21 protein-coding genes are annotated in these 24,487 nt (G+C 67.3%); 10 read left to right on the forward strand and 11 right to left on the reverse strand.

The annotated features are described in order from the left end of the window. Positions 1–133: 133 nt before the first annotated feature. The 4 genes from ZRA01_RS07845 to metG form a co-directional block, all read right to left on the reverse strand. Positions 134–427 (reverse strand): acylphosphatase, encoded by a 294-nt coding sequence (locus ZRA01_RS07845; RefSeq protein ID WP_141351000.1) that lies wholly within the window; start codon positions 425–427, stop codon positions 134–136. Next, a complete protein-coding gene (locus ZRA01_RS07850) occupies positions 411–2,096 on the reverse strand; it encodes a SulP family inorganic anion transporter (RefSeq protein WP_141351002.1) in 1,686 nt (561 codons plus the stop codon). The genes ZRA01_RS07845 and ZRA01_RS07850 overlap by 17 nt, the downstream gene beginning before the upstream one ends. A 130-nt stretch (positions 2,097–2,226) precedes the next feature. Continuing rightward, positions 2,227–2,508, reverse strand: coding sequence for a hypothetical protein (locus tag ZRA01_RS07855; RefSeq protein WP_141351004.1), 282 nt, complete (start codon positions 2,506–2,508; stop codon positions 2,227–2,229). A 72-nt stretch (positions 2,509–2,580) separates the two neighbouring features. Continuing rightward, positions 2,581–4,731, reverse strand: a complete 2,151-nt coding sequence (metG, locus tag ZRA01_RS07860; RefSeq protein WP_141351006.1) for a methionine--tRNA ligase — start codon at positions 4,729–4,731, stop codon at positions 2,581–2,583. Positions 4,732–4,996: 265 nt separating this feature from the next. Here metG and apbC point away from each other — a divergent pair, with 265 nt between their 5' ends. The 5 genes from apbC to ZRA01_RS07885 all read left to right on the forward strand — a co-directional run bounded on the left by apbC (position 4,997) and on the right by ZRA01_RS07885 (position 11,008). Further along, the gene (apbC, locus tag ZRA01_RS07865; protein WP_141351065.1) at positions 4,997–6,088 is read left to right on the forward strand and encodes an iron-sulfur cluster carrier protein ApbC; all 1,092 of its coding nucleotides are present in this window, start codon (positions 4,997–4,999) and stop codon (positions 6,086–6,088) included. Continuing rightward, positions 6,085–6,279, forward strand: coding sequence for a hypothetical protein (locus ZRA01_RS07870; protein WP_141351008.1), 195 nt, complete (start codon positions 6,085–6,087; stop codon positions 6,277–6,279). The genes apbC and ZRA01_RS07870 overlap by 4 nt, the downstream gene beginning before the upstream one ends. A gap of 104 nt (positions 6,280–6,383) precedes the next feature. Beyond that, entirely contained in the window at positions 6,384–6,953 is a 570-nt protein-coding gene (gene dcd / locus ZRA01_RS07875; RefSeq protein ID WP_141351010.1) for a dCTP deaminase, read from the forward strand. Between the two features lie 114 nt (positions 6,954–7,067). Further along, positions 7,068–9,311, forward strand: coding sequence for an arginine/lysine/ornithine decarboxylase (locus ZRA01_RS07880; protein WP_141351012.1), 2,244 nt, complete (start codon positions 7,068–7,070; stop codon positions 9,309–9,311). A gap of 167 nt (positions 9,312–9,478) precedes the next feature. Beyond that, positions 9,479–11,008, forward strand: coding sequence for a hypothetical protein (locus ZRA01_RS07885; RefSeq protein ID WP_141351014.1), 1,530 nt, complete (start codon positions 9,479–9,481; stop codon positions 11,006–11,008). A 28-nt stretch (positions 11,009–11,036) separates the two neighbouring features. Here the strand turns inward: ZRA01_RS07885 and ZRA01_RS07890 are convergent, their stop codons facing one another. Together ZRA01_RS07890 and ZRA01_RS07895 are read right to left on the reverse strand one after the other, a co-directional pair. Beyond that, positions 11,037–11,537, reverse strand: a complete 501-nt coding sequence (locus ZRA01_RS07890) for a dihydrofolate reductase (RefSeq protein ID WP_141351016.1) — start codon at positions 11,535–11,537, stop codon at positions 11,037–11,039. Continuing rightward, positions 11,534–12,328, reverse strand: a complete 795-nt coding sequence (locus tag ZRA01_RS07895; protein ID WP_141351018.1) for a thymidylate synthase — start codon at positions 12,326–12,328, stop codon at positions 11,534–11,536. Before ZRA01_RS07895 ends, ZRA01_RS07890 begins: the two co-directional genes overlap by 4 nt. Before the next feature lie 186 nt (positions 12,329–12,514). Between ZRA01_RS07895 and ZRA01_RS07900 the strand changes: the two genes are divergently transcribed. After that, positions 12,515–13,972: a cyclic-di-GMP receptor FimW-related protein gene (locus ZRA01_RS07900; protein ID WP_141351020.1), complete on the forward strand. Its 1,458-nt coding sequence runs from the start codon at positions 12,515–12,517 to the stop codon at positions 13,970–13,972. Positions 13,973–14,362: 390 nt separating this feature from the next. Continuing rightward, positions 14,363–16,057: a 2-isopropylmalate synthase gene (leuA, locus tag ZRA01_RS07905; RefSeq protein WP_218028680.1), complete on the forward strand. Its 1,695-nt coding sequence runs from the start codon at positions 14,363–14,365 to the stop codon at positions 16,055–16,057. A 52-nt stretch (positions 16,058–16,109) separates the two neighbouring features. Here leuA and ZRA01_RS07910 read toward each other — a convergent pair whose 3' ends face one another. After that, on the reverse strand, positions 16,110–17,393 hold the full coding sequence (locus ZRA01_RS07910) for an O-acetylhomoserine aminocarboxypropyltransferase/cysteine synthase family protein (protein ID WP_141351022.1): 1,284 nt from the start codon (positions 17,391–17,393) through the stop codon (positions 16,110–16,112). 308 nt (positions 17,394–17,701) lie between these two features. On the opposite strand from ZRA01_RS07910, the gene ZRA01_RS07920 reads away from it, so the two are divergent. Further along, positions 17,702–18,109 carry a hypothetical protein gene (locus ZRA01_RS07920; protein WP_141351024.1) on the forward strand — a complete coding sequence of 136 codons (408 nt, stop codon included), beginning with the start codon at positions 17,702–17,704 and terminating at the stop codon, positions 18,107–18,109. Here ZRA01_RS07920 and ZRA01_RS07925 read toward each other — a convergent pair. After that, positions 18,061–18,582: an O-acetyl-ADP-ribose deacetylase gene (locus ZRA01_RS07925; RefSeq protein WP_141351026.1), complete on the reverse strand. Its 522-nt coding sequence runs from the start codon at positions 18,580–18,582 to the stop codon at positions 18,061–18,063. The genes ZRA01_RS07920 and ZRA01_RS07925 overlap by 49 nt on opposite strands. A 152-nt stretch (positions 18,583–18,734) precedes the next feature. Here ZRA01_RS07925 and parA point away from each other — a divergent pair, with 152 nt between their 5' ends. Both parA and ZRA01_RS07935 read left to right on the forward strand, forming a co-directional pair. Next, complete coding sequence (parA, locus tag ZRA01_RS07930) at positions 18,735–19,397, forward strand: ParA family partition ATPase (RefSeq protein WP_307724343.1); 663 nt, start codon at positions 18,735–18,737, stop codon at positions 19,395–19,397. Next, complete coding sequence (locus ZRA01_RS07935) at positions 19,394–20,176, forward strand: hypothetical protein (protein WP_141351030.1); 783 nt, start codon at positions 19,394–19,396, stop codon at positions 20,174–20,176. The genes parA and ZRA01_RS07935 overlap by 4 nt, the downstream gene beginning before the upstream one ends. Before the next feature lie 56 nt (positions 20,177–20,232). On the opposite strand, the gene pabB is transcribed toward ZRA01_RS07935, so the two are convergent. The 3 genes from pabB to ZRA01_RS07950 all read right to left on the reverse strand — a co-directional run bounded on the left by pabB (position 20,233) and on the right by ZRA01_RS07950 (position 24,426). Then, on the reverse strand, positions 20,233–22,017 hold the full coding sequence (gene pabB, locus ZRA01_RS07940; RefSeq protein WP_141351032.1) for an aminodeoxychorismate synthase component I: 1,785 nt from the start codon (positions 22,015–22,017) through the stop codon (positions 20,233–20,235). Positions 22,018–22,163: 146 nt separating this feature from the next. Then, on the reverse strand, positions 22,164–23,345 hold the full coding sequence (gene ppk2 / locus ZRA01_RS07945; protein WP_141351034.1) for a polyphosphate kinase 2: 1,182 nt from the start codon (positions 23,343–23,345) through the stop codon (positions 22,164–22,166). A gap of 163 nt (positions 23,346–23,508) precedes the next feature. Beyond that, positions 23,509–24,426 carry a hypothetical protein gene (locus ZRA01_RS07950; RefSeq protein ID WP_141351035.1) on the reverse strand — a complete coding sequence of 306 codons (918 nt, stop codon included), beginning with the start codon at positions 24,424–24,426 and terminating at the stop codon, positions 23,509–23,511. Positions 24,427–24,487 lie beyond the last annotated feature (61 nt).

Here is a 24,487-nt window from a genome sequence, read left to right on the forward strand (position 1 = left end):
TGGCAGATGTTGAGTGATAACGGCGATTATCTGCCCGTCTTGCGTGCAATGTGGGCCGGCGGTGCGTGTTGAACCTAGAAACGGCAGTTGACCGCTTTCCGCTGCCTCGAGAACCGCATGGATGCCTTCCAGGTTAAAGGGTCTCCTCGCGGCGGAAACCCGCCTCGACGGGGGCTGGGGCGGCCTCCCAGCTCACCTCGCCGACCCGGGCGGCCGGTGGCCCACGGCGCGCCCAGGCGATGAGTTCGTCGAGGGCCGGTGCGGGGCCGGCGACGAGGGCCTCGACGCTGCCGTCGCTGCGGTTGCGCACCCAGCCGGAGAGCCCGAGGCGGGTGGCTTCAAGGTGAAGGGCGTTGCGGTAGCCGACTCCCTGCACCAGGCCGCGGATGCGCAGCAGGCGGGCGGACGCTTCAGAGGGTGTCTTCATCCATGAACCTCGGCAGGAGCTGGCGGGCCCGGGCGAGGGCGCTGTAGAGGTCGCTGCACAGGTTGTTGGGGCCGACCTCGTCGCCGAAGCCCGAGCGCCGGATGAGGGATTCGGGCTGGGTGTTGAGGTTGCACAGGATCAGCGCGCAGCCGCGTTTGTGGAGGTTCTTGCACAGGCTCTCGAGGCCTTCCATGCCGGTGGTGTCCATGCTCACCAGGTGCTGCATCTCGAGGATGACCACCTCGGGGTGGTTCTCGGCGGGGTCGAGCAGGGCCTCGAGCTTGTGGATGGCGCCGAAGAACAGCGAGCCGTACACGGAATAGGCCACCACCCGCGGGGCGCCGTCGGGGTAGAGGAAGCCGGGCATCATCGACAGCTCGGCGAGGGGCAGGCGCTCGACGCGGGTGAGGTCGGACATCCGGTAGATGAAGAACAGGCTCGCCAGCACCATGCCGAGCTCGACGGCGAGGGTGAGGTCGAACAGCACGGTGACGAAGAAGGTGGTCAGCAGGGTCGTGCGGTAGGGCAGCGAGAAGCGGCTGAGGCCCTTGAACTCGTGCCATTCGCCCATGTTGATCGACACCACCACGACGATCGCCGACAGGGTGGCGAGGGGGATGTGGCGGGCGAAGGGGGCGAACACCAGCACGATGGCGAGGAGCACGAACGCGTGGGCGATGCCGGCCACCGGCGTGCGGCCGCCGGTGCGCACGTTGGTGGCGGTGCGGGCGATGGCGCCGGTGGCCGCAAAGCCGCCGAAGAGCGGCGCCACCAGGTTGGCGAGGCCCTGGGCGATGAGCTCCTGGTTGGGGTCGTGGCGGTCGTCGATGGCCGAATCGGCGACCCGCGCCGACAGCAGCGATTCGATGGCGCCCAGGAGCGCGATGGTGAGCGCCGGGGAGATCAGCTTGCCCAGCGTGGCGAGGGAGAGCTCGGGCAGCCCGATGGCGGGCAGCTCCTGGGGGATGCCGTTGAAGCGGCTGCCGATGGTCTCGACCGGCAGCTGCAGGATGGCGTTGGCCGCGGTGGCCAGCACCAGCACACCCAGCGGCCCCGGCAGCCGGCCGACCGCCGGGTAGCGCCGCGCCAGGCGGTTCCACGACAGCAGCACCAGCAGCGAGGCCACCGACAGGGCGACGGTGGGGATGTCGAGGGTGTCCAGGTGGGTGACCAGGGCCTTGACCTTGCCGAAGAACTCGCCGGGCATGTGCTCGATCTGGAGGCCGAGGAAATCCTTGATCTGGGCGAGAAAGATCACCACCGCGATGCCGTTGGTGAAGCCGATCACCACCGTCTTGGGGATGAAGCGGATCAGGTTGCCGATGCGGAAGACGCCCATCGCCACCAGCATGGCGCCGGCCAGCATGGTGGCCACCAGCAGGTTCTGCACGCCGTAGTCGACGACGATGGCGTAGATGATGGGGATGAAGGCGCCGGTGGGGCCGCCGATCTGCACCCGCGAGCCGCCGAGGGCCGAGATGATGAAGCCGGCCACGATGGCCGTCCAGATGCCGGCGGTGGGCGACATGCCGGAGGCAATCGCGAAGGCCATCGCCAGCGGCAGCGCCAGTACGCCGACCGTCAGGCCGGCGGAGACGTCATGGCTGAGCTGCCCCTTGCCGTAGCCGGGCAGGGTGTCGAGGAGCTTGGGGTGGAACGAGAATTTCATGGTGCCTCCGCAGTCGAGGGGGAATGGGCGCGGCGCCGTGGGGCGCCAGGTGCGGAGGGCTTTGGCCGGGGCCGGTGCGGTGCTGGATGATCCAGCGTTTGCTCGGGGTCAGCGGCACGGCCGGCGTGATCTACGAGAAGCGGCCGTCGTTGGCGGCGGATTTGCCGCGGGAGGCGGCATGCATGACCTCGACCAGCATCTTCACGGCCGCGATGAAGACGGTGACGATGCCACCACCGATGCAGATCCAGGCCTGCAGCGTGTTGGCCGGAAAGCCGGGCAGGATGGAGGCACGGTCTTCCATGAGGTAGGCCGCGCCCACCGCGAGCACCAGCACGCCGATGATGTCGAGCAGCGCCCAGCCCCAGAAGGCCGGGGTGAGGCGGGGAAGGGGAGATTGCCGGTTTTGCATGTCGGGACTCAGTCTAGGGGGCGGCGCTGACGCTGGGCTTACGTAGCCCGGCGTGTGGCGCCGCCCGGGCCGTCACTTGACCCGCATGCCGGGCTGGGCGCCGGCGTCGGGGCTGAGGATGAAGAGGCCGGGGTTGCCCTCGCCGGAGGCGGCCAGCACCATGCCCTCGGACATGCCGAACTTCATCTTGCGCGGCGCCAGGTTGGCGACCATCACGGTGAGGCGGCCGACCAGGGTGGCCGGGTCGTAGGCGCTCTTGATGCCGGCGAACACCTGGCGCGGCTGCGGCTCGCCGATGTCGAGCATCAGCTTGATGAGCTTGGCTGCGCCCTCGACGTGCTCGGCCGAGACGATGCGGGCGATGCGGAGGTCGACCTTGGTGAAGTCGTCGATCGAGATGAAGGGCTCGAACTCGCTGGCCTGGGCGGTTTCGGTGGCGGCGGCGTGGGCCTGGTGCTGGGCGTGGCGCTGCTCGGAGTGGGCCTCCTTGGCGGCAGCCTTGGCCGGCTTGGCGTCGGCGGCCGGGGCGAGGGAGTCGCGGTTGGCCTCGAGGAGGGCGTCGACCTGCTTGCGCTCGATGCGGGTCATGAGGTGGGTGTAGGGCTTGATGGCGTGGCCGGCGGGGAGCGGCGCGAGGGCGTCGGCCCAGGTGATCGGGGTGATCGCCAGGAAGTCCTCGACCTGGGCGGCGAGGGCCGGCAGCACGGGCTTGAGGAGGCCGGTGAGGGCCTTGAAGATGTTGATTGCGGTGGAGCACACGACGTGCAGGCGGGCGTCCTGGCCCTCGAGCTTGGCGAGCTCCCAGGGCTTGTTGTCGTTGACGTAGCCGTTGGCCTGGTCGGCGAACTCCATGATCTTGCGCAGGGCGCGGCTGAAGTCGCGGGCCTCGAAGGCGGCGGCGACCTCGTCGGCCTTCCAGTCGAGGCCGATGGCCGGGTCGTGGGCGGCGAGCTGGCCGCCAAAGCGCTTGGCGATGAAGCCCGCGCAGCGGCTGGCGATATTGACGAACTTGCCGACCAGATCGGAATTGACCTTGGCGATCATGTCGTCGAGGTTGAGGTCGACGTCTTCCATGGTGCCGTTGGACTTGCCGGCGAAGTAGTAGCGCAGCCACTCGGGGTTGAGCTTTTGATCGAGGTAGCTGCGGGCGGTGATGAAGGTGCCGCGGCTCTTGCTCATCTTGGCGCCGTCGACGGTGAGAAAGCCATTCACGCTCAGCTGGGTCGGCGCGCGGTAGCCGGCGAAGTGCAGCATCGCGGGCCAGAACAGGGCGTGGAAATACAGGATGTCCTTGCCGATGAAGTGGATCAGCTCGGTGCCGGCCGCCGCGGCCGGGCCGGCTTCGGTGAATTCGGCGACGTTAATGTCGCCGCGCTTGTCGGCGAGGTTCTTGAAGCTGGCGAAGTAGCCGATCGGGGCGTCGAGCCACACATAGAAGTACTTGCCCGGCGCGCCGGGGATCTCGAAGCCGAAGTAGGGCGCGTCGCGGGAGATGTCCCAGTCGGAGAGCTTGTTCTCGCCGGCCTCGCCGAGCCACTCCTTCATCTTGTTGGCGGCCTCCTGCTGCAGGCGGCGGCTGCCGTCGGGGGTGCTGCCCTGGGTCCAGCCGCGCAGGAACTCGACGGCCTGCGGGTCGGACAGGCGGAAGAAGTAGTGCTCTGAGGTGCGCAGCACCGGCTTGGCGCCGGAGACGGCCGAGTAGGGGTTCTTGAGCTCGGTGGGGGCGTAGGCGGCGCCGCAGGCCTCGCAGTTGTCGCCGTACTGGTCCGCCGCGCCGCACTTGGGGCACTCGCCCTTGATGAAGCGGTCGGGCAGGAACATCTCCTTGACCGGGTCGTAGAACTGCTCGATGGAGCGGGTGTCGATGAGCTTGGCGCCGTCGCGCAGCCGGGTGTAGATGTCTTCGGCGTACCAGCGGTTCTCGGGGCTGTGGGTCGAGTGGTAGTTGTCGAAGGCCACGCCGAAGTCGCGGAAGTCGCGGCTGTGCTCGCCGTGCACGCGGTCGATGAGCTGCTCGGGGGTCAGGCCCTCTTTTTCGGCGCGCAGCATGACCGGCGTGCCGTGGGTGTCGTCGGCGCAGACGTAATGCACCTGGTTGCCGCGCATGCGCTGGTAACGCACCCAGATGTCGGCCTGGATGTAGCCCACCAGGTGGCCGAGGTGGATGTCGCCGTTGGCGTAGGGCAGGGCATTGGTGACGAGGATCTTGCGCACGGAAGTCATGGGTGGGGCCTGATGCGTGATTGTTCTAAGCCCCGCATTCTAGCAAAGCGCGGGCCGGCCCAAGGGTTGCGGTGCGGGCTGCGGTGCGCGCCGGGGCGCTGCGGGGCTCTCCGTACCGGGCCGAGGCGTGGTGCCCGGCGTGGCATTCGGCCCGGTGCTTAACGTCGGGCCGGCTTTTGGTTAAACTGTACCAAATTACTCGGGTTTTACCGCTCCCGTCCGACCCATGTTCTCCTTCTTTCGCCGCAAACCGGCCACCGACACCATGAGCCTCAGCGAACAAAGCGTCCTCGACAGCATCAAGCAGTTTGCCGACCCCAACACCGGCAAGGATTACGTTGCGTCCCGCGCGGTGAAGAACCTGCGCGTGAGCGGCGCCGACGTGTCCTTCGACATCGAGCTGGGCTACCCGGCAAAAACGCAGATCGACGCCATCCGTGCCGCGCTGATCGCCCAGGTGAAGGCGGTGCCGGGCGTCGGCAACGTGAGCGCCAATGTGCACGTCAAGATCGTCCCCCACGCCGTGCAGCAGGGCGTGAAGCTGCTGCCGGGGGTGAAGAACATCATCGCGGTGGCCTCGGGCAAGGGCGGCGTGGGCAAGAGCACCACGGCGGTCAACCTGGCGCTGGCGCTGGTGGCCGAAGGGGCCAGGGTGGGCATGCTGGACGCCGACATCTACGGCCCGTCCCAGCCGCAGATGCTGGGCATCGGCGGCGAGCGCCCCGAGAGCCACGACGGCAAGACCATGGAGCCGCTCGAGGCCCACGGCCTGCAGGTGATGTCGATCGGCTTTCTGGTGGATGTGGAGACGCCGATGGTGTGGCGCGGCCCGATGGCCACCCAGGCCCTCAACCAGCTGCTCAAGGACACCCACTGGCAGGATCTGGATTACCTGATCATCGACATGCCGCCGGGCACCGGCGACATCCAGCTGACGCTGTCGCAGACCGTTCCGGTGACCGGTGCGGTGATTGTCACGACGCCCCAGGATATCGCCTTGCTCGACGCCCGCAAGGGCCTCAAGATGTTCGAGAAGGTCGGCGTGCCGATCATCGGCATCGTCGAGAACATGAGCATCCACATCTGCTCGAAGTGCGGCCATGAGGAGCACATCTTCGGCGCCGGTGGTGGCGAGGCCATGTGCAAGGACTACGGCGTGCCCTTCCTGGGGGCGCTGCCGCTCGACATCCAGATCCGCAAGGAAGTCGACAGCGGCGTGCCCACCGTGGTCGCCGACCCGGACGGCCGTGTCGCCGAGCTCTACAAGGGCATCGCCCGCCGGGTGGCGATCACCGTGGCCGAGCGGGCCAAGGACATGAGCCACAAATTCCCCAACATCGTGGTACAGAACACATGAAGCGTTTCATCAAGCTGGCCGGCGCAGGCGTGCTCGCGCTTGCAACCCTGGGCCTGTCCGGCTGCATCGTCGGCACGGTGGTCGGCACCGCCGTCGACGTGGGCGTCGAGGTCGTCAAGGTGCCGTTCAAGGTCGGCAAGGGCATCTACGACGTGGTGAAGGACGACGAGCCCGCACCCAAGAAGGACTGATCATCGCCTGCTCGGGCCAGCCCCGGGCGATGGCGTTGCGGATTGCCCGGAAATTTCCGCCGGGCTGCATGTAGAATGCGCGTTTTTGAGCAAGGGCTGCCAGCGTGAGCATCAAGTCGGACAAGTGGATTCGCCGCATGGCGGAGGGCGATGCACAGATGATCGAGCCCTTTGCCCCGGAGCTGGTGCGCCAGAACGAGGGCGGCAAGATCGTCTCCTACGGCACCTCGAGCTACGGCTACGACGTGCGCGTCGCCAACGAATTCAAGATCTTCACGAACATCAACTCCACCATCGTCGACCCGAAGAACTTCGACGAGCGGAACTTCGTGGATTTCACCGGCGACGTGTGCATCATCCCGCCGAACTCCTTCGCGCTGGCCCGCACGGTGGAATACTTCCGCATCCCGCGCAGCGTGCTCACGGTGTGCCTGGGCAAGTCCACCTATGCCCGCTGCGGCATCATCGTCAATGTGACGCCCCTCGAGCCCGAGTGGGAGGGCCATGTGACGCTGGAGTTTTCCAACACCACGCCGCTGCCCGCCAAGATCTACGCCAACGAGGGCGTGGCCCAGATGCTGTTCTTCGAGTCCGACGAGGTGTGCGCCACGTCGTACAAAGACCGGGGCGGCAAGTATCTGGGGCAGACCGGCGTCACGCTGCCGAAAATCTGAAATACTTGTAGGCTAGAGTTTTGAACATCGGGCGGACCACGCGTAGCCACGCGGGTCCGCCCAAAGCTTTTTGTTGATCCCGCCCGCCCCAGCGTGGGCATCGAGGAGTCGAGCATGCGCTTCAATTTTCCGGTCATCGTCATCGACGAGGATTACCGTTCGGAAAACACCTCTGGCCTGGGCATCCGCGCCCTGGCGGAAGCCATCGAGAAGGAAGGCCTGCAGGTTCTGGGCGTGACCAGCTACGGTGACATGGCGTCCTTCGCCCAGCAGCAGAGCCGCGGCTCGGCCTTCATCCTGTCCATCGACGACGAGGAGTTCTCGTCGCCCGAGGCCGCCGCCAAGGCCATCGCCGACCTGCGCGCCTTCGTCAGCGAGATCCGGATGCGCAACGCCGACATCCCCATCTTCCTGCACGGCGAGACCCGCACCTCCCGCCACATCCCCAACGATGTGCTGCGCGAGCTGCATGGCTTCATCCACATGTACGAGGACACGCCGGAGTTCATCGCCCGCAACGTGGTGCGCGAGGCCAAGGCCTACCTCGAGTCCCTGCCGCCGCCGTTCTTCCAGGCCCTGGTCCATTACGCGTCCGACGGCTCGTATTCGTGGCACTGCCCCGGCCACTCCGGCGGCGTCGCCTTCCTGAAGAGCCCGGTGGGGCAGATGTTCCACCAGTTCTTCGGCGAGAACATGCTCCGCGCCGACGTCTGCAATGCTGTCGAAGAGCTCGGCCAGCTGCTCGACCACACCGGCCCGGTGGCGGCCTCCGAGCGCAATGCGGCGCGCATCTTCAACTGCGACCACCTGTACTTCGTCACCAACGGCACGTCCACCTCCAACAAGATCGTCTGGCACTCCACCGTGGCGCCGGGCGACGTGGTGGTGGTCGACCGCAACTGCCACAAGTCGGTGCTCCACGCGATCATGATGACCGGCGCGATCCCGGTCTTCCTGATGCCGACCCGCAACAACTTCGGCATCATCGGCCCGATCCCGCGCAGCGAGTTCGACTGGGAGAGCATTCAGAAGAAGATCGCCGCCAACCCCTTCATCGCCGATAAAACGGTCAAGCCGCGGGTGCTCACCATCACCCAGTCCACCTACGACGGCGTGCTCTACAACGTGGAGGCCATCAAGGACGAACTCGACGGCAAGATCGACACGCTGCACTTCGACGAGGCCTGGCTGCCCCACGCGGCCTTCCACGATTTCTACGGCGATTACCACGCCATCGGCGCCGATCGGCCCCGCTGCCGCGAGTCGATGATCTTTTCGACCCAGTCCACCCACAAGCTGCTGGCCGGCCTGTCCCAGGCCTCGCAGATCCTGGTGCAGGACGCCCAGAACCAGCACCTCGACCGCGACGTGTTCAACGAGGCCTACCTCATGCACACCTCCACCAGCCCGCAGTACGCGATCATCGCGTCCTGCGACGTGGCGGCGGCGATGATGGAAGAGCCCGGCGGCACCGCGCTGGTCGAAGAATCCATCGCCGAAGCCCTCGACTTCCGCCGCGCCATGCGCAAGGTGGACGAGGAGTGGGGCGCCGACTGGTGGTTCAAGGTGTGGGGGCCGGACGACTTGTCTGAGGAAGGCATCGAGGAGCGCGAGGCCTGGATGCTCAAGCCCGGCGAGCGCTGGCACGGCTTCGGCGATCTGGCCGAAGGCTTCAACATGCTCGACCCGATCAAGGCCACCATCATCACCCCGGGCCTCGACGTGGACGGCGAGTTTGCCGAGCGCGGCATCCCGGCGGCCATCGTCACCAAGTACCTTGCCGAACACGGCGTTATCGTCGAAAAGTGCGGCCTCTACAGCTTCTTCATCATGTTCACCATCGGCATCACAAAGGGCCGCTGGAACAGCATGGTGACCGAGCTGCAGCAGTTCAAGGACGACTACGACAAGAACCAGCCGCTCTGGAAGGTGCTGCCCGAGTTCGTCCAGAAGAACCCGCGCTACGAGCGCGTCGGCCTGCGCGACCTGTGCCGCGACATCCACGCGGTGTATCGCGCCAGCGACGTGGCCCGCCTCACCACCGAAATGTACCTCTCGGACATGGTGCCGGCCATGAAACCCGCCGACGCCTTCGCCCGCATGGCCCACCGCGAGATCGAGCGCGTGCCCATCGACGACCTGGAAGGCCGCGTCACCAGCGTGCTGCTCACCCCCTACCCGCCGGGCATTCCGCTGCTGATCCCGGGTGAGCGCTTCAACCGCACGGTGGTGCGCTACCTGCAGTTCGCCCGCGAGTTCAACGAGCGCTTCCCGGGCTTCGAGACCGACGTGCATGGCCTCGTGAAGGAGGTGAAGGACGGGCGCATCCACTACTTTGTGGATTGTGTGAGGGGCTGAGCGCCCTGTCTGCCCCAATAAAAACGCCGCGGAGTCCGCGGCGTTTTTTCATTTCGGGTCTGAAGGCGCGGCGCGCTTGGCCGGGCAGAGGAGGCGATTTACACTTCGGCACACCTGTCCAGCATTTCTGGCAGCTTCCGCCTTGCCGTAGCTCATGAGCCTTAACAATGTCCGTTGAACCAGAACACTCCTCGGCTCAGCCCGCCTCCTCGCTCGAACCTCCTTCGCGAAAGTGGGTATGGTGCAGCAGCGACGAATCCATTGCGCGGGGCCAGATTTCGGTGCTCGCCGTGCTGGAGGTCCCGTGCGCAGTGGCTTTGTTCTGGTGGATCACCACGATCTCGCCGTGGCCTTGGTTCACGGTTGTTGGTTTGATGGCCGCGCCCATGCTGTTACTGCGCTCGCCGGCCTCGATTGCGGCGGGGAAGGCGAGCTTCCAAGCCTATTCGAATAGTGGGAACTTGCTCGCCCGGACGCAACTTGTTGTCATTGCGGGTTTTGCCGCGATGGCGAGTGGGTCAATCTGTTTCACGTGGGCGCCAGATTTTCTGACGGGGCTCGGAGGTTGGTCATCATTCCTCGGATGCGTGGTGGTTGGGGTTCTTGCGGTTGTTGTTGTACGCGCGATTGTGATCGCTGGGTTAGGTTTGGTTCTAGGAACCAAGTTGGCAAGGTTCAATGTGGCTGAAGTCGAGATTGCCGTGAAAATAGCAGCGGCGGTAGCTGTCACGATTGCAGTCGTTGACTTTGATATGGTCAGGGGCGCGGCTACCGTTGCAGGCGCGATCGTGGGCAATAGTGCGCTTGTGCATGCGAAGGAGGTGCAGGCTTTGTTATTTGCCTTGCTGCCATTGGTGGGCATGGTCTCGCGAATCACTCTTATGCGCTTTTGTGCAACCCTGCATCATTTCAGTGAAGGATTGGATGAATATGCGAAAAATTGGTGGGAAACCGTGCTCACCATTGACCTGCTGCATCCGCCTGTGTTGCTGCCTGGGGCTGGTCCGGTCTTCGGGGGCCTTCCTGTTGCCCAGCTCTGGCGTATGTCCTTACCTAGCGGTTCGGTCGTTGAGAGAGTGTTGAACGCAGTCATCAAAGTCGGCTTGATATTTCTGATTTATGTCCCGGCTCTGCTCTACCGCTGGAACATCAAGGCCAGTTCCTGGCTGTGGGGGCCGGTGGCGTTCGTTCTGAGGCCGGTGGTGTGGGTGAATGACGAGGCGATGCGGAGCAAGACTGCGTTCTGGACCACCTGGGTGCTGCAGTCTGCGATGGGAAGCGGTGCTGTGGCGCTGGCGGCTTGGCTGTCGATGGGCTTTCTGCAGGCCGATCTGGCCGGCGAATTACCGCGCTGGCTGCAAACCGCGCGGGCCCGCTGGCCGGCGCCTGACCTTGGGTTGCGCTACTTCCTGCTGTGGTGTGTCGTGCTGTTGATGGCGGCGTTGCTGTTTGCCGCCTACCGGATGCGCGCAGCCCATGCAAAGGCCCTTGAAGGGGCCGGCGATTTCCACAAGGGTTACGATCCAGAACTGAAAGCCGAGTTCACCCGTCTCGCTCAACCGGTACGGCGTCTTCTGCGCTGGAATCTGGCAATGATTGCGCTGGCGATCTGGATATTCGCGCTGTGGTGGTCGCTGGAGCGCTGGCCGGCGGAGTTGAACGGCGTGTTGTGGGGGTGGCTGAAGCCCTTGCTTTAGCCGCGAGATCCAGCCCCTGTTGCCGGCCCTAGCCTTGTCGCTCGTAGGTGACGAACGCAAACGGCAGGCCGGATTCCGCCACGCGGGGCTCGCGGGCGGTTTCGTGCCAGAGGCTGCGGTCGAAGTCGGGGAAGAAGGCGTCGCCTTCGTAAGGCTGGTCGATCTCGGTGAGGACCAGGCGGTCGGCCAGCGGCAGGGCCTGGCGGTAGAGCTCGGCGCCGCCGATCACGAAGGCGGTCTCGGCGTCGCCCGCAGCCGCCACGGCGGCCTCCAGGCTGGCGACCACGCTGGCGCCGCGGGCCTCGAAGGCGGGGTTGCGGCTCACCACGATGTTCACCCGGCCCGGCAGCGGGCGGAAGGCGGCGGGGAGCGATTCCCAGGTCTTGCGGCCCATGATCACCGGCTTGCCGCGGGTGGTCTCGCGGAAGAACTTCATGTCTTCGGGCAGGTGCCAGGGCAGGCGGTTTTCGACGCCGATCACGCCGCCGCGGGCGCAGGCGGCGATCAGCGCCAGGATGGGCTTGCTCATACCGCCACCGGGGCCTTGATGTGCGGGTGCGGGTCGTAGCCCTCGAGGGTGAAGTCCTCGATCTTGAACGCGAAGATGTCCTTCACCTCCGGGTTGATCCGTAGCTGCGGCAGGGCCCGCGGTTCGCGTGAGAGCTGCAGCTGGGCCTGTTCGAGGTGGTTTGCATACAGGTGGCAGTCGCCGCCGGTCCACACGAAATCACCCGGCTCGTAGCCGCACACCTGGGCCACCATCAGGGTGAGCAGCGCGTAGCTGGCGATGTTGAAGGGCACGCCCAGGAAGATGTCGGCGCTGCGCTGGTAGAGCTGGCAACTCAGCTTGCCGCCGGCCACGTAGAACTGGAACAGCGCGTGGCAGGGCGGCAGGGCCATGCGGTCGACCTCGGACGGGTTCCAGGCCGACACGATGTGGCGGCGGGAGTCCGGGTTGTTCTTGAGGGCCGCGATGAGCTGGCTGATCTGGTCGATGCTGCGCCCGTCAGGGGCTTCCCAGCTGCGCCACTGCTTGCCGTAGACCGGGCCGAGCTCGCCGTTTTCGTCGGCCCATTCGTCCCAGATCGAAACGCCGTTGTCTTTCAGGTATTTAATATTCGTGTCGCCGCGCAGAAACCACAACAGCTCGTGGATGATGGAGCGGGTGTGGAGCTTTTTTGTGGTGAGCAGCGGGAAGCCTTCGGCCAGATCGAAGCGCATCTGCCAGCCGAAGACGGAGAGGGTGCCGGTGCCGGTGCGGTCGCTCTTGCTGTGGCCGCGTTCGGCCACGTGGCGCATGAGTTCGAGGTACTGTCGCATGGCGGGCCCGGGGCTTTAAAAAGGAGCCCGATTTTAACCGATCCGGGCCCGAGCGAAGCCGCGAATCCTGCCTCCCAGGGCGCCCCGTGTGCCCGCACGCCTGGGGGCCAAAGGCCTCGAAAGGCCTTTGTGCTAACATCGAAGGCTTAACGATATTTTGCAACAATTTGAAAGGCGCGAGTGTTTATGGCAGCAGGCACGGTGGTCGAGAAGGCGCATCCGCTTCTCCAAGCTGAGGCCCTCGGCCGCACGCTCGCGGACATCGGCAGCAACGGCGCACCGGCGGCCCTGGTCCAGGTGATCCGCTGGCTCGACTCCTTTCAGTTCGAAGAGGTGCCCTTCGCCGATCTGGCCCGCCTGGTCGTCGCCCTCGACGAGGCGGCCCAGCCCCAGCTGCGCTACGCCTCCGAGCTCTACCTGTCCAACGCCTATGGCTCGCGCAGCGCGCGCTACAAGGCGATTGGGCGCGACTACTACGCCAGCCTGGGCCGCGCCTACGACCTCGTGATGGCCGGCCTGGCCACCGATTTCTCCCTCGAGCCCGGCAATCGCCTGCGCCTCGAGATGCTGCTCCGCATGGTGCGCGCCGCGGCCGGCGAGATGAAGTGGGTGGCCTTCGACTACCACGAGCTCACCGAAGCCGTCTGGCGCCGGGCCGGCGCCGCCTATCGGGCGGCCCACGCGGCGGGCGGGCTCAACGTGCCGGTCACGGTACGCGAGGGGCGCGAGACCCGTTCGACGATCTCCCGCGAGTTCACCCGGCTGGTGGCCCTGCAATGCGCCAGCCTCGACCAGCTGCCGCCCGACCGCATCGAGGCGACCGACAAGCTGGTGCGCTACCTGCAAACATCCCTCGACCTCTCCATCGAGCCGGCGGATGGCAGCCTGTTCTCGATCGATCTCGCCAAGCTCGCCGCGCCGCGCCGCGTGCTCGGGGCGGCCGAGCCCCAGCCGGGTTCGCTGCGCTACTTCCGCGCTGCCGACGCGGTGCCGATGCTCGACGAGCTGCGCCGGATGCTCGCCGAGGGTGCCCTCGACCCGGCCTTTGCCGGCGTCGGCGCGGGTGCTGTGGCGTCGGCGATCCGCCATCTGTCGCGCCAGTGGGGGCCGGTGCCGCCGATGCGGCAGTACCGCCGCCACCCGGTGCAGGGCTCCATCGCGCTGGCGACGGGGCTGGGCTTCATCCGCTCGCTGATCTCCGGCGAGGCGCTGATGCGTCCGGCCGCCGCCTGGTCGCTCACCGACGCCAGCCGCAACGGCTTCGCCGTCTCGTCGCCCAACGTGGATGGCGAGGTGTGCCGGGTCGGGGCGATGGTGGCGGCCAACCTGGGCGACGGCGGGCGCTGGGTGCTGGCCGTGGTGCGCCGGGTCCGCCTGGGCGAGCGGGGCGCCGCGATGGGCCTGCAGACGATCTCGAGCGACCCGCAGCTGCTGGTGTTCGACGACGGCAGCCGCAGCTGGAACGGCATCCTGTGCGACGTGCCGGTGGCCGGCCGGGGTGTGCGCATCGCCTGCGAGCCGGGCGTACTGCGCACCGGCATCCACGTGTTCGCCAAGGTGGCAGGGCGCCTCCTCAAGCTCACGCCGGCGGGCATTCTGCAAAACGGGCCCGGCTACCAGATCGTCGGGTGCAATGTGGTTTGAGGGCACGATAAATGCCCGCTATGGGCTTCATATCGAACCAATGTTTGACGCGCAGATTTCCAGCTGCTAACTTTGCGCTCATGAACGCCGCGCAACAGACCACTCGCTTCTCTCCTCTGGCCCTCCCCGGGCTGGGTCTGCTGCTGCCCTGACGGGCACACATCTATCTCCCCTCCCTGTTGGTTTTTTCCAGTGTCGCCCGATGTGGGCGGAATGCGCCCCCGTACGCACAGCCTTTGGAGCCCTTGCCATGACCTCGTCGAATCTTGCCCTGCTGTCCCTGCGACTGCGCCCCGGTTGCCAGGCCTCGAACCCGCGGCAGTCTGGCAGCCCCGTGTCCGCATCCCATCATTCGCAGCGCATCCGACGACAGACAAGGACAAGATCATCATGTTGAAGAACCCGAACACCAAGTATTCCGCCTTTCCCCCGGTCGCCCTCGCCGACCGCCAGTGGCCCAGCCGCCAGATCACCCATCCGCCCATCTGGATGAGCACCGATCTCCGCGACGGCAACCAGGCCCTCTTCGAACCCATGAACGCCGCCCGCAAGTTGCAGATGTTCCGCAAGCTCGTGGCGATCGGCTTCAAGGAGATCGAAGTCGCTTTCCCCTCCGCCTCCCAGACCGATTTCGACTTCGTCCGCCAGCTCATCGAGAACGGCGAGATCCCCGACGACGTGACCATCGAGGTCTTGAGCCAGGCCCGCGAGCACCTTATCCGCCGCACCATGGAATCGGTGCGCGGCGCGCGGCGTGTCATCGTGCACATCTACAACGCTACCTCGCCGGTCTTCCGCGAGACCGTGTTCGGGATGAGCAGGGACGAAGTCCGCCAGCTTGCCGTCGACAGCGTGATGCTCGTCAAGCAGCTCGCCGCCGAGCAGCCGGGCACCGAGTTCGTGCTCCAGTACAGCCCCGAAACCTTCACCGCCACCGAGCTCGATTTTGCCCGCGAGGTGTGCGATGCGGTGGTCGCCGCCTGGGACCCGCAGCCGGGCGAGAAGGTGATCCTCAACCTCCCGGCCACCGTCGAGGTGGCGATGCCCAACGTGTACGCCGACCAGGTCGAGTGGATGCACCGCCACCTCGCCCGCCGAGAGCAGATCGTCCTCAGCGTGCATCCCCACAACGACCGGGGCACCGCCGTGGCCGCGGCCGAGCTCGCGATGCTCGCCGGCGCCGACCGGGTCGAGGGCTGCCTCTTCGGCAACGGCGAGCGCACCGGCAATGTGGATGTGGTGACCCTCGCCCTCAACATGTACACCCAGGGTATCCACCCGGGCCTCGATTTTTCGGACATCAACTCCGTGGCCCGGATCAGCGAGGAATGCACCCAGTTGCCGGTGCATCCCCGCCACCCCTACGTGGGCGATCTCGTGTTCACGGCCTTCTCGGGTTCCCACCAGGACGCGATCAAGAAGGGCTTCGAGCGCCAGCGTCCGGATGCCCCGTGGGCCGTGCCCTACATGCCCGTCGACCCGGCCGACCTCGGCCGCAGCTACGATTCGGTGATCCGTGTGAACAGCCAGTCGGGCAAGGGCGGTGTCGCGCACTTGCTCCAGGCCCACTACGGGCTCGTGATGCCGCGGCGGATGCAGGTGGAGTTCAGTGCCGCGGTGCAGCGCCTCACCGACCGCAGCGGCCAGGAGGTGGATGCCCACCAGTTGTGGACACTCTTCGGTGAGGAGTATTTCGAGGCCGATGCGCCGGTGCGCTACGTGGCCCACCACCTCTTCGAGGCGGGCAGCCGGCAGGGCATCCGCATCGAGGCGGAGGTGGGCGGCCAGCCGGTGGTATTTACCGGCGAGGGCAATGGCCCGGTCGAGGCTGCGGTGGCGGCCCTCGGCGTGCCGATTCGGGTGCAGGGCTTCGAGGAGCGCTCGATGGGCGAGGGGGCCGACGCGGCGGCGGTGGCCATCGTCGAGGTGGCGATGGACGGGGTGGCCGGCAGCTGCTTCGGTGCCGGCATGCATCGCAACACGGTGACGGCCTCGGTGCGGGCCATCGTCAGTGCGGCCAACCGCATCCGGGTGCGGCGGGGCGACACCGCGGCGGCCACCGAGGCCGCCGACTGTGCCACCTGAACGCGGTAAAGGCTAGCGAAAAATGGGCCGGGTCATCCCCGGCCCATTTTGTTTAAACCGCCGCCAGCGCCTGGTCGATGTCGGCCAGGATGTCGTCGATGTGCTCGATGCCGATCGACAGGCGCACCATGTCGGCCGCCACGCCGGCCTTGGCGAGTTCGTCGGCGGACAGCTGGCGGTGGGTCGTGGAGGCCGGGTGGCAGGCCAGGCTCTTGCAATCGCCGATGTTCACCAGCCGGGTGACCAGCTTGAGGGCGTCCTGGAAGCGGGCGCCGGCGGACTTGCCGTCACCGTCGGCGCTCTTGACGCCGAAGTTGATGATGCCCGACGCGCGGCCGCCCATGTACTTCTGCACCAGGGCGTGGTCCGGGTGGTCGGCGAGGCCGGCGTAATTGACCCACGCGGCCTTCGGGTGGCTCTGCAGGAAGGCCGCCACCTTGGTGGTGTTCTCGCAGATGCGGTCCATGCGCAGGGCCAGCGTCTCGATGCCCTGCAGGATCATGAAGGCGTTGAACGGGCTGATCGCTGCGCCCATGCCCCGCAGCGGCACCACCCGGGCGCGACCGATGTAGGCGGCCGGGCCGAGGGCCTCGGTGTACACCACGCCGTGGTAGGACACGTCGGGCTCGTTGAGCCGCGGGAAGCGCGCCTTATGCTCGGCCCACGGGAACTTGCCGCTGTCGACGATGATGCCGCCCAGCGTGGTGCCGTGGCCGCCCAGGTATTTGGTGAGCGAATGCACCACGATGTCGGCGCCGTGCTCGATGGGCCGGCACAGGTAGGGCGAGGGCACGGTGTTGTCCACGATCAGCGGGACACCATGGGCGTGGGCGATGGCGGCCAGGGCCTCGAAGTCGGTGATGTTGCCCAGCGGGTTGCCCACCGATTCGCAGTAGATGGCCTTGGTGCGGGCGTCGATCAGCGGCGCAAACGAGGCCGGGTCGCGGTAGTCCGCAAAGCGCACCTGGATGCCGAGCTGGGGCAGGGTGTGGGCGAACAGGTTGTAGGTGCCGCCGTAGAGCGTGGAGGCCGAGATGATGTTGTCGCCGGCTTCGGCGATGGTCTGGATCGCGTAGGTGATGGCCGACATCCCGGAGGCCACCGCCAGCCCGGCGATGCCGCCTTCCATGGCCGCCACGCGGGCTTCGAGCACGGCCTGGGTCGGGTTCATGATGCGGGTATAGATGTTGCCCGCCACCTTCAGATCGAACAGGTCGGCCCCGTGCTGGGTGTCGTCGAAGGCGTAGGAGGTGGTCTGGTAGATGGGAACCGCCACGGCCTTGGTGGTCGGGTCCGGGCTGTAGCCGCCATGAACGGCCAGGGTTTCGAGTTTCATCGTCTTTCTCCGGGTTGAAATGGCGGGACGGTGGAATAAAGCCCTGCTTTTTCAGGGTTTTCCCGGGGGGACCTCCGGGAATTGCCAGCTCCCCGTCCTTTTGTCGCCTGGGGATAATACGCAAAGTGACGCGTGGACAGTCCTGATCTTTGGCAAGCCCGGAAACAAAACAATACCGGGCGGGGCCTACGGGCGCGCAGCGACACACCTGAGCGCCTCCAGGGCCGGGTTCCGCCCAGCCCGCCCCCCGTGGGGGGCAAGGAAACTTTGGGTGGCCCGGTGTTTCCTTGAGAGGCAAGGAGGAGGAAATGGAAATCAAAGCACGCCGGTCCACCTGGCTCGAGCTTGCCGTGGCGCCCCTGTGGCGGCTCGGTCAGGCGCGGGTCCGGGTGCATGCGCTGGGAGGCGGCCACGCGGGCTGCCTGGCGATCACCTTGGACGAGCGCTGGCTGTGTGCCAACGACGGCCGCCTGACCGTTTTCAAGTGCCGGGACGCATTGATGCGCTTTCTCGGGCTGTTGCGCATCGATCACATGGAAGACGGCGAGGCCTGCGAGTCACCCACGCCCTGCGGCCGGCAGGACGTGCAGTGCATGCGCCTCGGCCGTCGCGGCCTGTGCGTCTGCGCCGACGGTCGGCCCCGCGGCGGGCTGTCTGGCGGGCAGTCTCAAACCATCTGGCCGAGGGTTTCGCTCAGCAGCGACGCCATGCGCTGATCGAAGGCGGCGAGCACGATCTCGTCGATCGTGCCCGGCCCTGCCAGGGCGGCACGGCAGCTTTCCACCGCGATGCGCGCGGCGGCTTCGGGCGGAAAACCATACACGCCGCAGCTGATGGCCGGGAACGCGATCGACCGCAGCGCGTGGGCCGCGGCCAGGGCCAGGCTGTTGCGATAGCAGTCGGTCAGCGCGGCGGCTTCTCCGCACTCGCCTCCGCGCCACACCGGCCCGACGGTGTGGATCACATGGCGCGCCGGCAGCCGGAAGCCCGGCGTGATCTTTGCCGCGCCCGTCGGGCAGCCCCCCAGGCCGGCGCAGAAGGCGGTGAGCTCCGGCCCTGCCGCCCGGTGGATGGCCCCATCCACCCCACCGCCGCCCAGCAGGCTCGAATTGGCTGCATTGACGATCGCGTCCACGGCGAGGGTGGTGATGTCGCCTTGCCAGACGCGGATTCCTTTTACCTCGTTCATGTTTCCCTCTCCCTGGTTGCAGCCGCAATTCTGCACCGACGCCGCGTCGGCATGAAGCCGCGCCCATGCCGCGGGTAGGCACCCGTCCTGAGTCATGCTATATTTTCGGTAATACGGTATTACGCAATAGGTGCGGCATGGGGAAACCCGGGGTGATCACCGTCCTCTCCCAGAAGGGCGGGGCAGGCAAGTCCACACTCACGATGCAGCTGGCGGGTGGCCTCGCCCGCGCGGGTCGGCGGGTGGCCATCATCGACCTCGACCCGCAGGAGACATCCCTGCGCTGGGCGCAGTCGGCCGACCCGGCCACGCCCTTCCCGGCCCACGTCGTGCGTCTGGAGGGCGAGCCTGCCGGTCTGCATCAGCAGATCAAGGCCGCCCGCAAGGGCGTCGACCATGTGCTGCTGGATTGCCCGCCCTCCATCGAGCACGCCGCCACGCTCGCCGCCCTCGACGAGGCCGACCTGGCCCTGGTGCCGGTGGTGCCGAGCCCGGCCGACCTGTGGTCCACCAAGGGCGTCGAGCGGCTGATCCTGCAGGTTCAGGCGGGCCGCAAGGGTTCCGCCCGGCCTCTCAAGGCGGCGCTGGTGCCCAACCGCGTGCTGCGCACCAACCTCGCCTGGGACGTGCTCGAGGTGATGCGTGATTTCTCGTTGCCGGTGCTGGGCGCCGGCTTATCCCAGCGCAACGCCTTCGCGCAGAGCGCGGTCATCGGCGGCTCGGTCTATCAGTTGGGCCGGGCCGCTGCCGAGGCTGCGCGGGAGGTGGACAAGCTTGTTACCGAAGTATTGAAACTGACAGGAGAGAAGATATGAACACCAAGACCAAAGCGGCCCTCCGCTCCAGCCTGGAGCAGGAGAGCAAGGCCCTCGAGGCGCGTCTGCCCGAAGCGGTGGCCGAAGCCCCCGTCAGCGTCGCCGCCGTCGAGGCGGCCCCCGCTGCGCTGGCTGTGCCCGAAGCCGTGCCCGCGCCGGTCGAAGTGGCGCCCGTCGCGGCGCCGGCCAAGGTCGAGCCGGAGCCTGTGGCGGCGCCGGTCGTCGCGGAAGCTGTCGCGCCGGCCGTCGTGCCTGAGAGCGCCAAGCCCGCCGCTGCCTCCAAGAAAGCCGCCGCTCCCAGGAAACCAGCGGCTCCGCGCGCCACCAAGGCCGCTGTGGCGGCGGTAAAGCCCGTCAAGGCCGCCCCCGTTGCGGCAAAGGCCGCGGTGGCCAAGCCGGCAGCCCCGGTCGCCGCACCGGCGGCGCAGGCCGCCGACAAGAAGGCCAAGCCCGCCAAGCCGGTGAAGGCTGTGAAGGTGGAGAAGGCCGTCAAGCCCGCGAAGGTCGAGAAGATCGCCAAGGCTGCAAAGCCGGCCAAGGCGGAAAAGCCCGTCAAGCTGCCCCGCGAGAAGGTCGTGCGCGATTCGTTTTCGATGCCCAAGAGCGAACACGCTCAGCTCAAGGTGCTGCGCGAGACCCTGGCCAAGGGCGGACGCATCTGCACCAAGTCCGAGCTGCTGCGCGCCGGCATCCAGCTGCTGCTGAAGGTGCCCGCCGCCGACGCGAAGGCGCTGGTGGAAGCTCTGCCGGTGGTGCCTAAGGGCAAGAGCGCCAAGTAAGCGCTGGCCGGCAGCCGCCGGCGGGGGCTGCCGGTGATCGAGGCGTTGTCCGGCAGCTAGCCTGCGCCGCCGGCCACCCGGACGCGGACGAGCCCGCGCAGCCCGTTGCCGACAAACACCGCCTCCGCTTCCTGCAGGTCGTCGAGGCCGAGGCGGGCTTCCACAGCCCGGCCTTCCCGCAGCAGGCGGCGGCGCAGCACGCCGTTCAGCAGCCCCGCCGCTAGCGGCGGCGTCATCAGCACGCCGCCCCGCTCGACGAAGACATTCGTGCGGGCGCCTTCCGTAAGCTCTCCCTTTTCGTTCAGGAACACCGCGTCGAAATGCCCGGCGGCCATCACCCGGGCGAGCTCCGAATCGTAGAGCGCGCGGGCGGTGGTCTTGTGGCGCAGCAGCATGTCGCGGCTGTCCACGCGGCAGGGGGACACCACGATGGTGGGCGAATCTCCCGGCGCTCCGGCCGCGAGGCTGGCATTCTCGAAGCTGAAATCGCCCGACTGGCCGAGGGTCACCCGCACGCGGCGGGCGTCGGCGGCGTGGATCTGCGCCAGCCCGGCGCGGAAGGCCGCTTCGTCGAACGGAAAATCGAAGGCCGCTGCCGAGGCGGCGAGGCGCTCCAGGTGCTCGGTGAGAAAAGGGTAGCCCGCGCCCGGCTCGAGGCGCAGGGTCTCGATCAGGCGCAGGCCCTTGGGCAGGGCGGTCAGGAAGCGCGACTTGAGGTGGCATTCAGCCCACTCGGCGCCCGCCCGGGAGTCGATCACGATGCCGCTGCCCACGTCGAGCCGGGCCTTGCCGGCGGCGTCGATGAACAGGCTGCGGATCGGCACGCTGAAGCGGAAGTCGCCCCCGGGCCGGATCCAGCCGAGGGCGCCGCAGTACAAGCCGCGGGGGCGCTCCTCGAGCTCGCGGATGATCTCCATCGCGCGGATCTTGGGCGCGCCGGTGATCGAGCCGCAGGGAAACAGCGCCCTGAAGATCTCGGGCAGGCTGGCGTCCACCGGCTCGGCGACGACCCGGGAGGTCATCTGCCAGACGGTGGGGTAGGCCTCGATGCGGCACAGGTCTTCGACGCGCACGCCGCCCGGCGGAGCGAGGCGGCCCATGTCGTTGCGGATGAGGTCGACGATCATCACGTTCTCGGCCCGGTCCTTCTCGGAGGCGGCGAGGGCGGCCGGGTCGGTGTGGCGCGGGGCGGTGCCCTTCATCGGCCGGCTCGCCAGGCGCTGCCCCTGGCGCTCGAGGAAGAGCTCGGGGGAGCGCGACAGGATGGCGCCGCCGGCATGGGCGATGAAGGCGCCGTAGCGCACCGGCTGCGCGGCCCGCAGGGCCTGGTAGAGCCGGGCCGGGTTGCCGAAGGCTTCGCCATCGAGGGGGAAGGTGAGGTTCACCTGGTAGCAGTCGCCCGCCGAGATGTAGCGGCGGATGCGCTCGACTTGCGCCAGGTAGTTGGCCTCGCTGATCGCCGGCTGCATCCGGCCGGTGCCGCCCACGTCGCTGCCGGCCCGGGCGGCGAGCCAGGCTTCGCAGGCGTCGTCGTCGAGCCATTCGCCGTGTTCGAAGACCCAGCCGGTGACGAGCGGGCCGTGCTCCGGCGGGAGCAGGGGCTGCAGGCGGGGTTCGATCGCGTAGCCGAGCTCGTAATGGGCGGCGAGGGCGACCCATGCGCCGCCTCGGGCGGCGTCTTCGAGCGTTTGCAGGCAGGCTGCCCAGCGGGATGGATCGGTGCAGCGGACTTCTTCGCGCAGCTGCGTCAGCAGCCACGCGCCGGCGGGTGAGCTGTCGTCGCGGCTGTCGAACAGGGCGAAGGCGGGGGAAGTGGCGGAGGTGGAGGGCTTGGCTGGCACGCGGCGCAGTTTACCCGCTCGCGCCGCGGCCGCGTAGCGCTTGCAGTGTGAAGCCAGCCCGTGGCGACGGTCCGAAGGCCGTGCCGGCGGAGCGTGAGGAAGGGTGGAAGTTGCGGGACCGCGCTTGGGCGGCCCCGGGGAGCGGCTTACAGCAAGGGGCTGCCGGCGTGTTCGCCGCGCTCGTACACCACGTGGGCGCGGCCGACCAGCAGCGGGTCGAGGGTGCCGATCTGCTCCAGGTCTTTATTGGTGTAGGGCAGCTTGTGGAGGATGTAGCGCATGGCGTTGAGGCGCGCGCGCTTCTTGCAATCCGACTTGATCACCGTCCACGGGGCGTCGGCGGTGTCGGTGTGGAAGAACATGGCCTCCTTGGCCTTGGTGTAGTCGTCCCACTTGTCGAGGGAGGCCAGGTCGATGGGACTGAGCTTCCACTGCTTGAGCGGATGGGCCTCGCGTTCCTTGAAGCGGCGGCGTTGTTCTTCGCGGCTCACCGAGAACCAGAACTTGATGAGGTGCACGCCGCTGCGTACCAGGTGGCGCTCGAACTCGGGCGTCTGGCGCATGAACTCGAGGTATTCGTCGGGGGAGCAGAAGCCCATGACGCGCTCGACGCCGGCCCGGTTGTACCAGGAGCGGTCGAACAGCGCCATCTCACCGGCGGTGGGGAGGTGCTGCACGTAGCGCTGGAAATACCACTGGCCGCGCTCGGTGTCGGTGGGTTTTTCAAGGGCCACCACGTGGGCGCCGCGGGGGTTGAGGTGCTCCATGAAGCGCTTGATGGTGCCGCCCTTGCCGGCCGCGTCGCGGCCTTCGAAGAGGATCACCACCCGCTGGCCGGACTCCTTGACCCAGGCCTGGAGCTTGAGCAGCTCGACCTGCAGGCGGTACTTTTGTTTCTCGTAGGCCTTGCGGGACATCAGGTTCTTGTAGGGGTAGGCGCCTTCGCGCCAGCCCTCGGCGAGCTCGTCGTCCGGGTGGGAGGGGAGCTTGCGATAGATGGGTTCTTCTTCTGCGAACAGGGCCTTGCGCAGGATGGCAGCGTCGTCGGGCGAGGCGCCGGCCAGGATGGCCTGGAGGGTCTCGGCGATGCTGTGGGTGTCGTGGCGGGCCAGCGTGGCCACGATGTCGCTGACGGCGGTGAGCTTGGAGTCGCGGGCCGCCTCGACGGCCTCGTCGACGGCGAACTCCTCGATGGCGGCGGGGGTGGCCTTGGGGGCAATGTCACCGGCGGCGGCGCGGCGGGGGGCCTTGGCGCGCGAGGTGGCCGGCTTGCGGGGGGATTCGGCGGGGATGGCGGGCGCTGCGGGGGTGTCGTCCTTGGTGCTCATGGCGTTCCTCTCCTGTTATTGAAATTATCGCGACCTGCGGCGGAGGGTGCTTCCGGCGCATGTGCAAAGCATCAAGTTTCGGAGAATCAGCCTGCCGTGACCATGATAAAACGCAAAAGCTGTGCACCCCTTGCCGTAAAAATCCGGCGCCGCTTGGTGGGCGCTAGGCGCGGGTTTCAGCGCGGGCGCAGCGGGCCGAGTAGGCCTCGCAGCGCTCGATGTATTCCTGGGCGCTCTTGGGCATCGGGGTGCGGGCGCGGGTGATGTCGCTGATGAGGTCGCGGCCGCGCTGGAGGAGCTGGCGGCCGTCGGCGACCAGGTGCTGGTCTTCGAGGCCCTCGGGCATCGCGGCGGCGTTGAAATGGGCGCACAGGCGCTCGCCGGCCGTCACGAAGCTGGTCCAGACGTCGAAGATGTCGGGGTCGGTGCGCAGGGTCTCGGTTTTTGTCTTGGCGGCGCAGGCGAACGCCTGCACGTGGGGGCCGAGGCCGGCGAAGCAGGGCAGCGGCCCGAAGTTGGCGGCGATGGCTCCGGCGATGCGGTCGATGTCGCGCAGGGTGAGGGCGATCTTGACGTAGCGGCTCTCGTAGAAGTCTTCGAGGGGGATCGAGAAGGCCTTGAAGGGCTCGCCCCACAGCTCGTCGATGCCCTCCTCGCCGGAGCGGTGCAGCACCAGCCGGCCGAGGCCGAGGGCTTCCTGGAGGCAGCGACCGCATTCGCGCATCAGGGCGTTGTCGGACTGGATCTCGATGCCGACGCTCTGCAGCTCGACGAGCTTGGTGAAGATGTCGGCGGCCCGGTTGAAGAGGGCGCCGGCGAGCATCGCGCCCTTGACCCGGCGGCGTTCGGGATCGGTTTCGTCCTCATAGCTCTTGCGCGCTTCGTTGAGGCGGCTGCCGGGGATGTTGAGGCCGTGCTCGACGTGGTTGAACAGGCGCCGGGTGAGGGCGCCGATCAGCTTGCGCTTGGCCTGCAGGGTGTCTTCGGGGACGGTGTAGGTCTTGACCCAGTAATCTGAGTAGAAGACGCGCTCGCGCCCGTCGATGATCCGACGAGTGCCTTCCGGAACAGTGTTATCCATGGTCCGCTCGGGGTGGTTGATCGGGGCGGCTTGGCCGTCCAAGGCTCAAATTTTGCACCAT

This window comes from Zoogloea ramigera (genome assembly GCF_006539865.1).
Lineage (GTDB): Bacteria > Pseudomonadota > Gammaproteobacteria > Burkholderiales > Rhodocyclaceae > Zoogloea > Zoogloea ramigera.

Bases quoted from the DNA above. Each gene is read 5' to 3' on its own strand.
- ZRA01_RS07845 (WP_141351000.1), bottom strand. From the start codon at position 427: ATGAAGACACCCTCTGAAGCGTCCGCCCGCCTGCTGCGCATCCGCGGC.
- ZRA01_RS07850 (WP_141351002.1), bottom strand. From the start codon at position 2,096: ATGAAATTCTCGTTCCACCCCAAGCTCCTCGACACCCTGCCCGGCTAC.
- ZRA01_RS07855 (WP_141351004.1), bottom strand. From the start codon at position 2,508: ATGCAAAACCGGCAATCTCCCCTTCCCCGCCTCACCCCGGCCTTCTGG.
- metG (WP_141351006.1), bottom strand. From the start codon at position 4,731: ATGACTTCCGTGCGCAAGATCCTCGTCACCAATGCCCTGCCCTACGCC.
- apbC (WP_141351065.1), top strand. From the start codon at position 4,997: ATGAGCCTCAGCGAACAAAGCGTCCTCGACAGCATCAAGCAGTTTGCC.
- ZRA01_RS07870 (WP_141351008.1), top strand. From the start codon at position 6,085: ATGAAGCGTTTCATCAAGCTGGCCGGCGCAGGCGTGCTCGCGCTTGCA.
- ZRA01_RS07880 (WP_141351012.1), top strand. From the start codon at position 7,068: ATGCGCTTCAATTTTCCGGTCATCGTCATCGACGAGGATTACCGTTCG.
- ZRA01_RS07885 (WP_141351014.1), top strand. From the start codon at position 9,479: ATGTCCGTTGAACCAGAACACTCCTCGGCTCAGCCCGCCTCCTCGCTC.
- ZRA01_RS07890 (WP_141351016.1), bottom strand. From the start codon at position 11,537: ATGAGCAAGCCCATCCTGGCGCTGATCGCCGCCTGCGCCCGCGGCGGC.
- ZRA01_RS07895 (WP_141351018.1), bottom strand. From the start codon at position 12,328: ATGCGACAGTACCTCGAACTCATGCGCCACGTGGCCGAACGCGGCCAC.
- ZRA01_RS07900 (WP_141351020.1), top strand. From the start codon at position 12,515: ATGGCAGCAGGCACGGTGGTCGAGAAGGCGCATCCGCTTCTCCAAGCT.
- leuA (WP_218028680.1), top strand. From the start codon at position 14,363: ATGTTGAAGAACCCGAACACCAAGTATTCCGCCTTTCCCCCGGTCGCC.
- ZRA01_RS07910 (WP_141351022.1), bottom strand. From the start codon at position 17,393: ATGAAACTCGAAACCCTGGCCGTTCATGGCGGCTACAGCCCGGACCCG.
- ZRA01_RS07920 (WP_141351024.1), top strand. From the start codon at position 17,702: ATGGAAATCAAAGCACGCCGGTCCACCTGGCTCGAGCTTGCCGTGGCG.
- ZRA01_RS07925 (WP_141351026.1), bottom strand. From the start codon at position 18,582: ATGAACGAGGTAAAAGGAATCCGCGTCTGGCAAGGCGACATCACCACC.
- ZRA01_RS07935 (WP_141351030.1), top strand. From the start codon at position 19,394: ATGAACACCAAGACCAAAGCGGCCCTCCGCTCCAGCCTGGAGCAGGAG.
- ppk2 (WP_141351034.1), bottom strand. From the start codon at position 23,345: ATGAGCACCAAGGACGACACCCCCGCAGCGCCCGCCATCCCCGCCGAA.
- ZRA01_RS07950 (WP_141351035.1), bottom strand. From the start codon at position 24,426: ATGGATAACACTGTTCCGGAAGGCACTCGTCGGATCATCGACGGGCGC.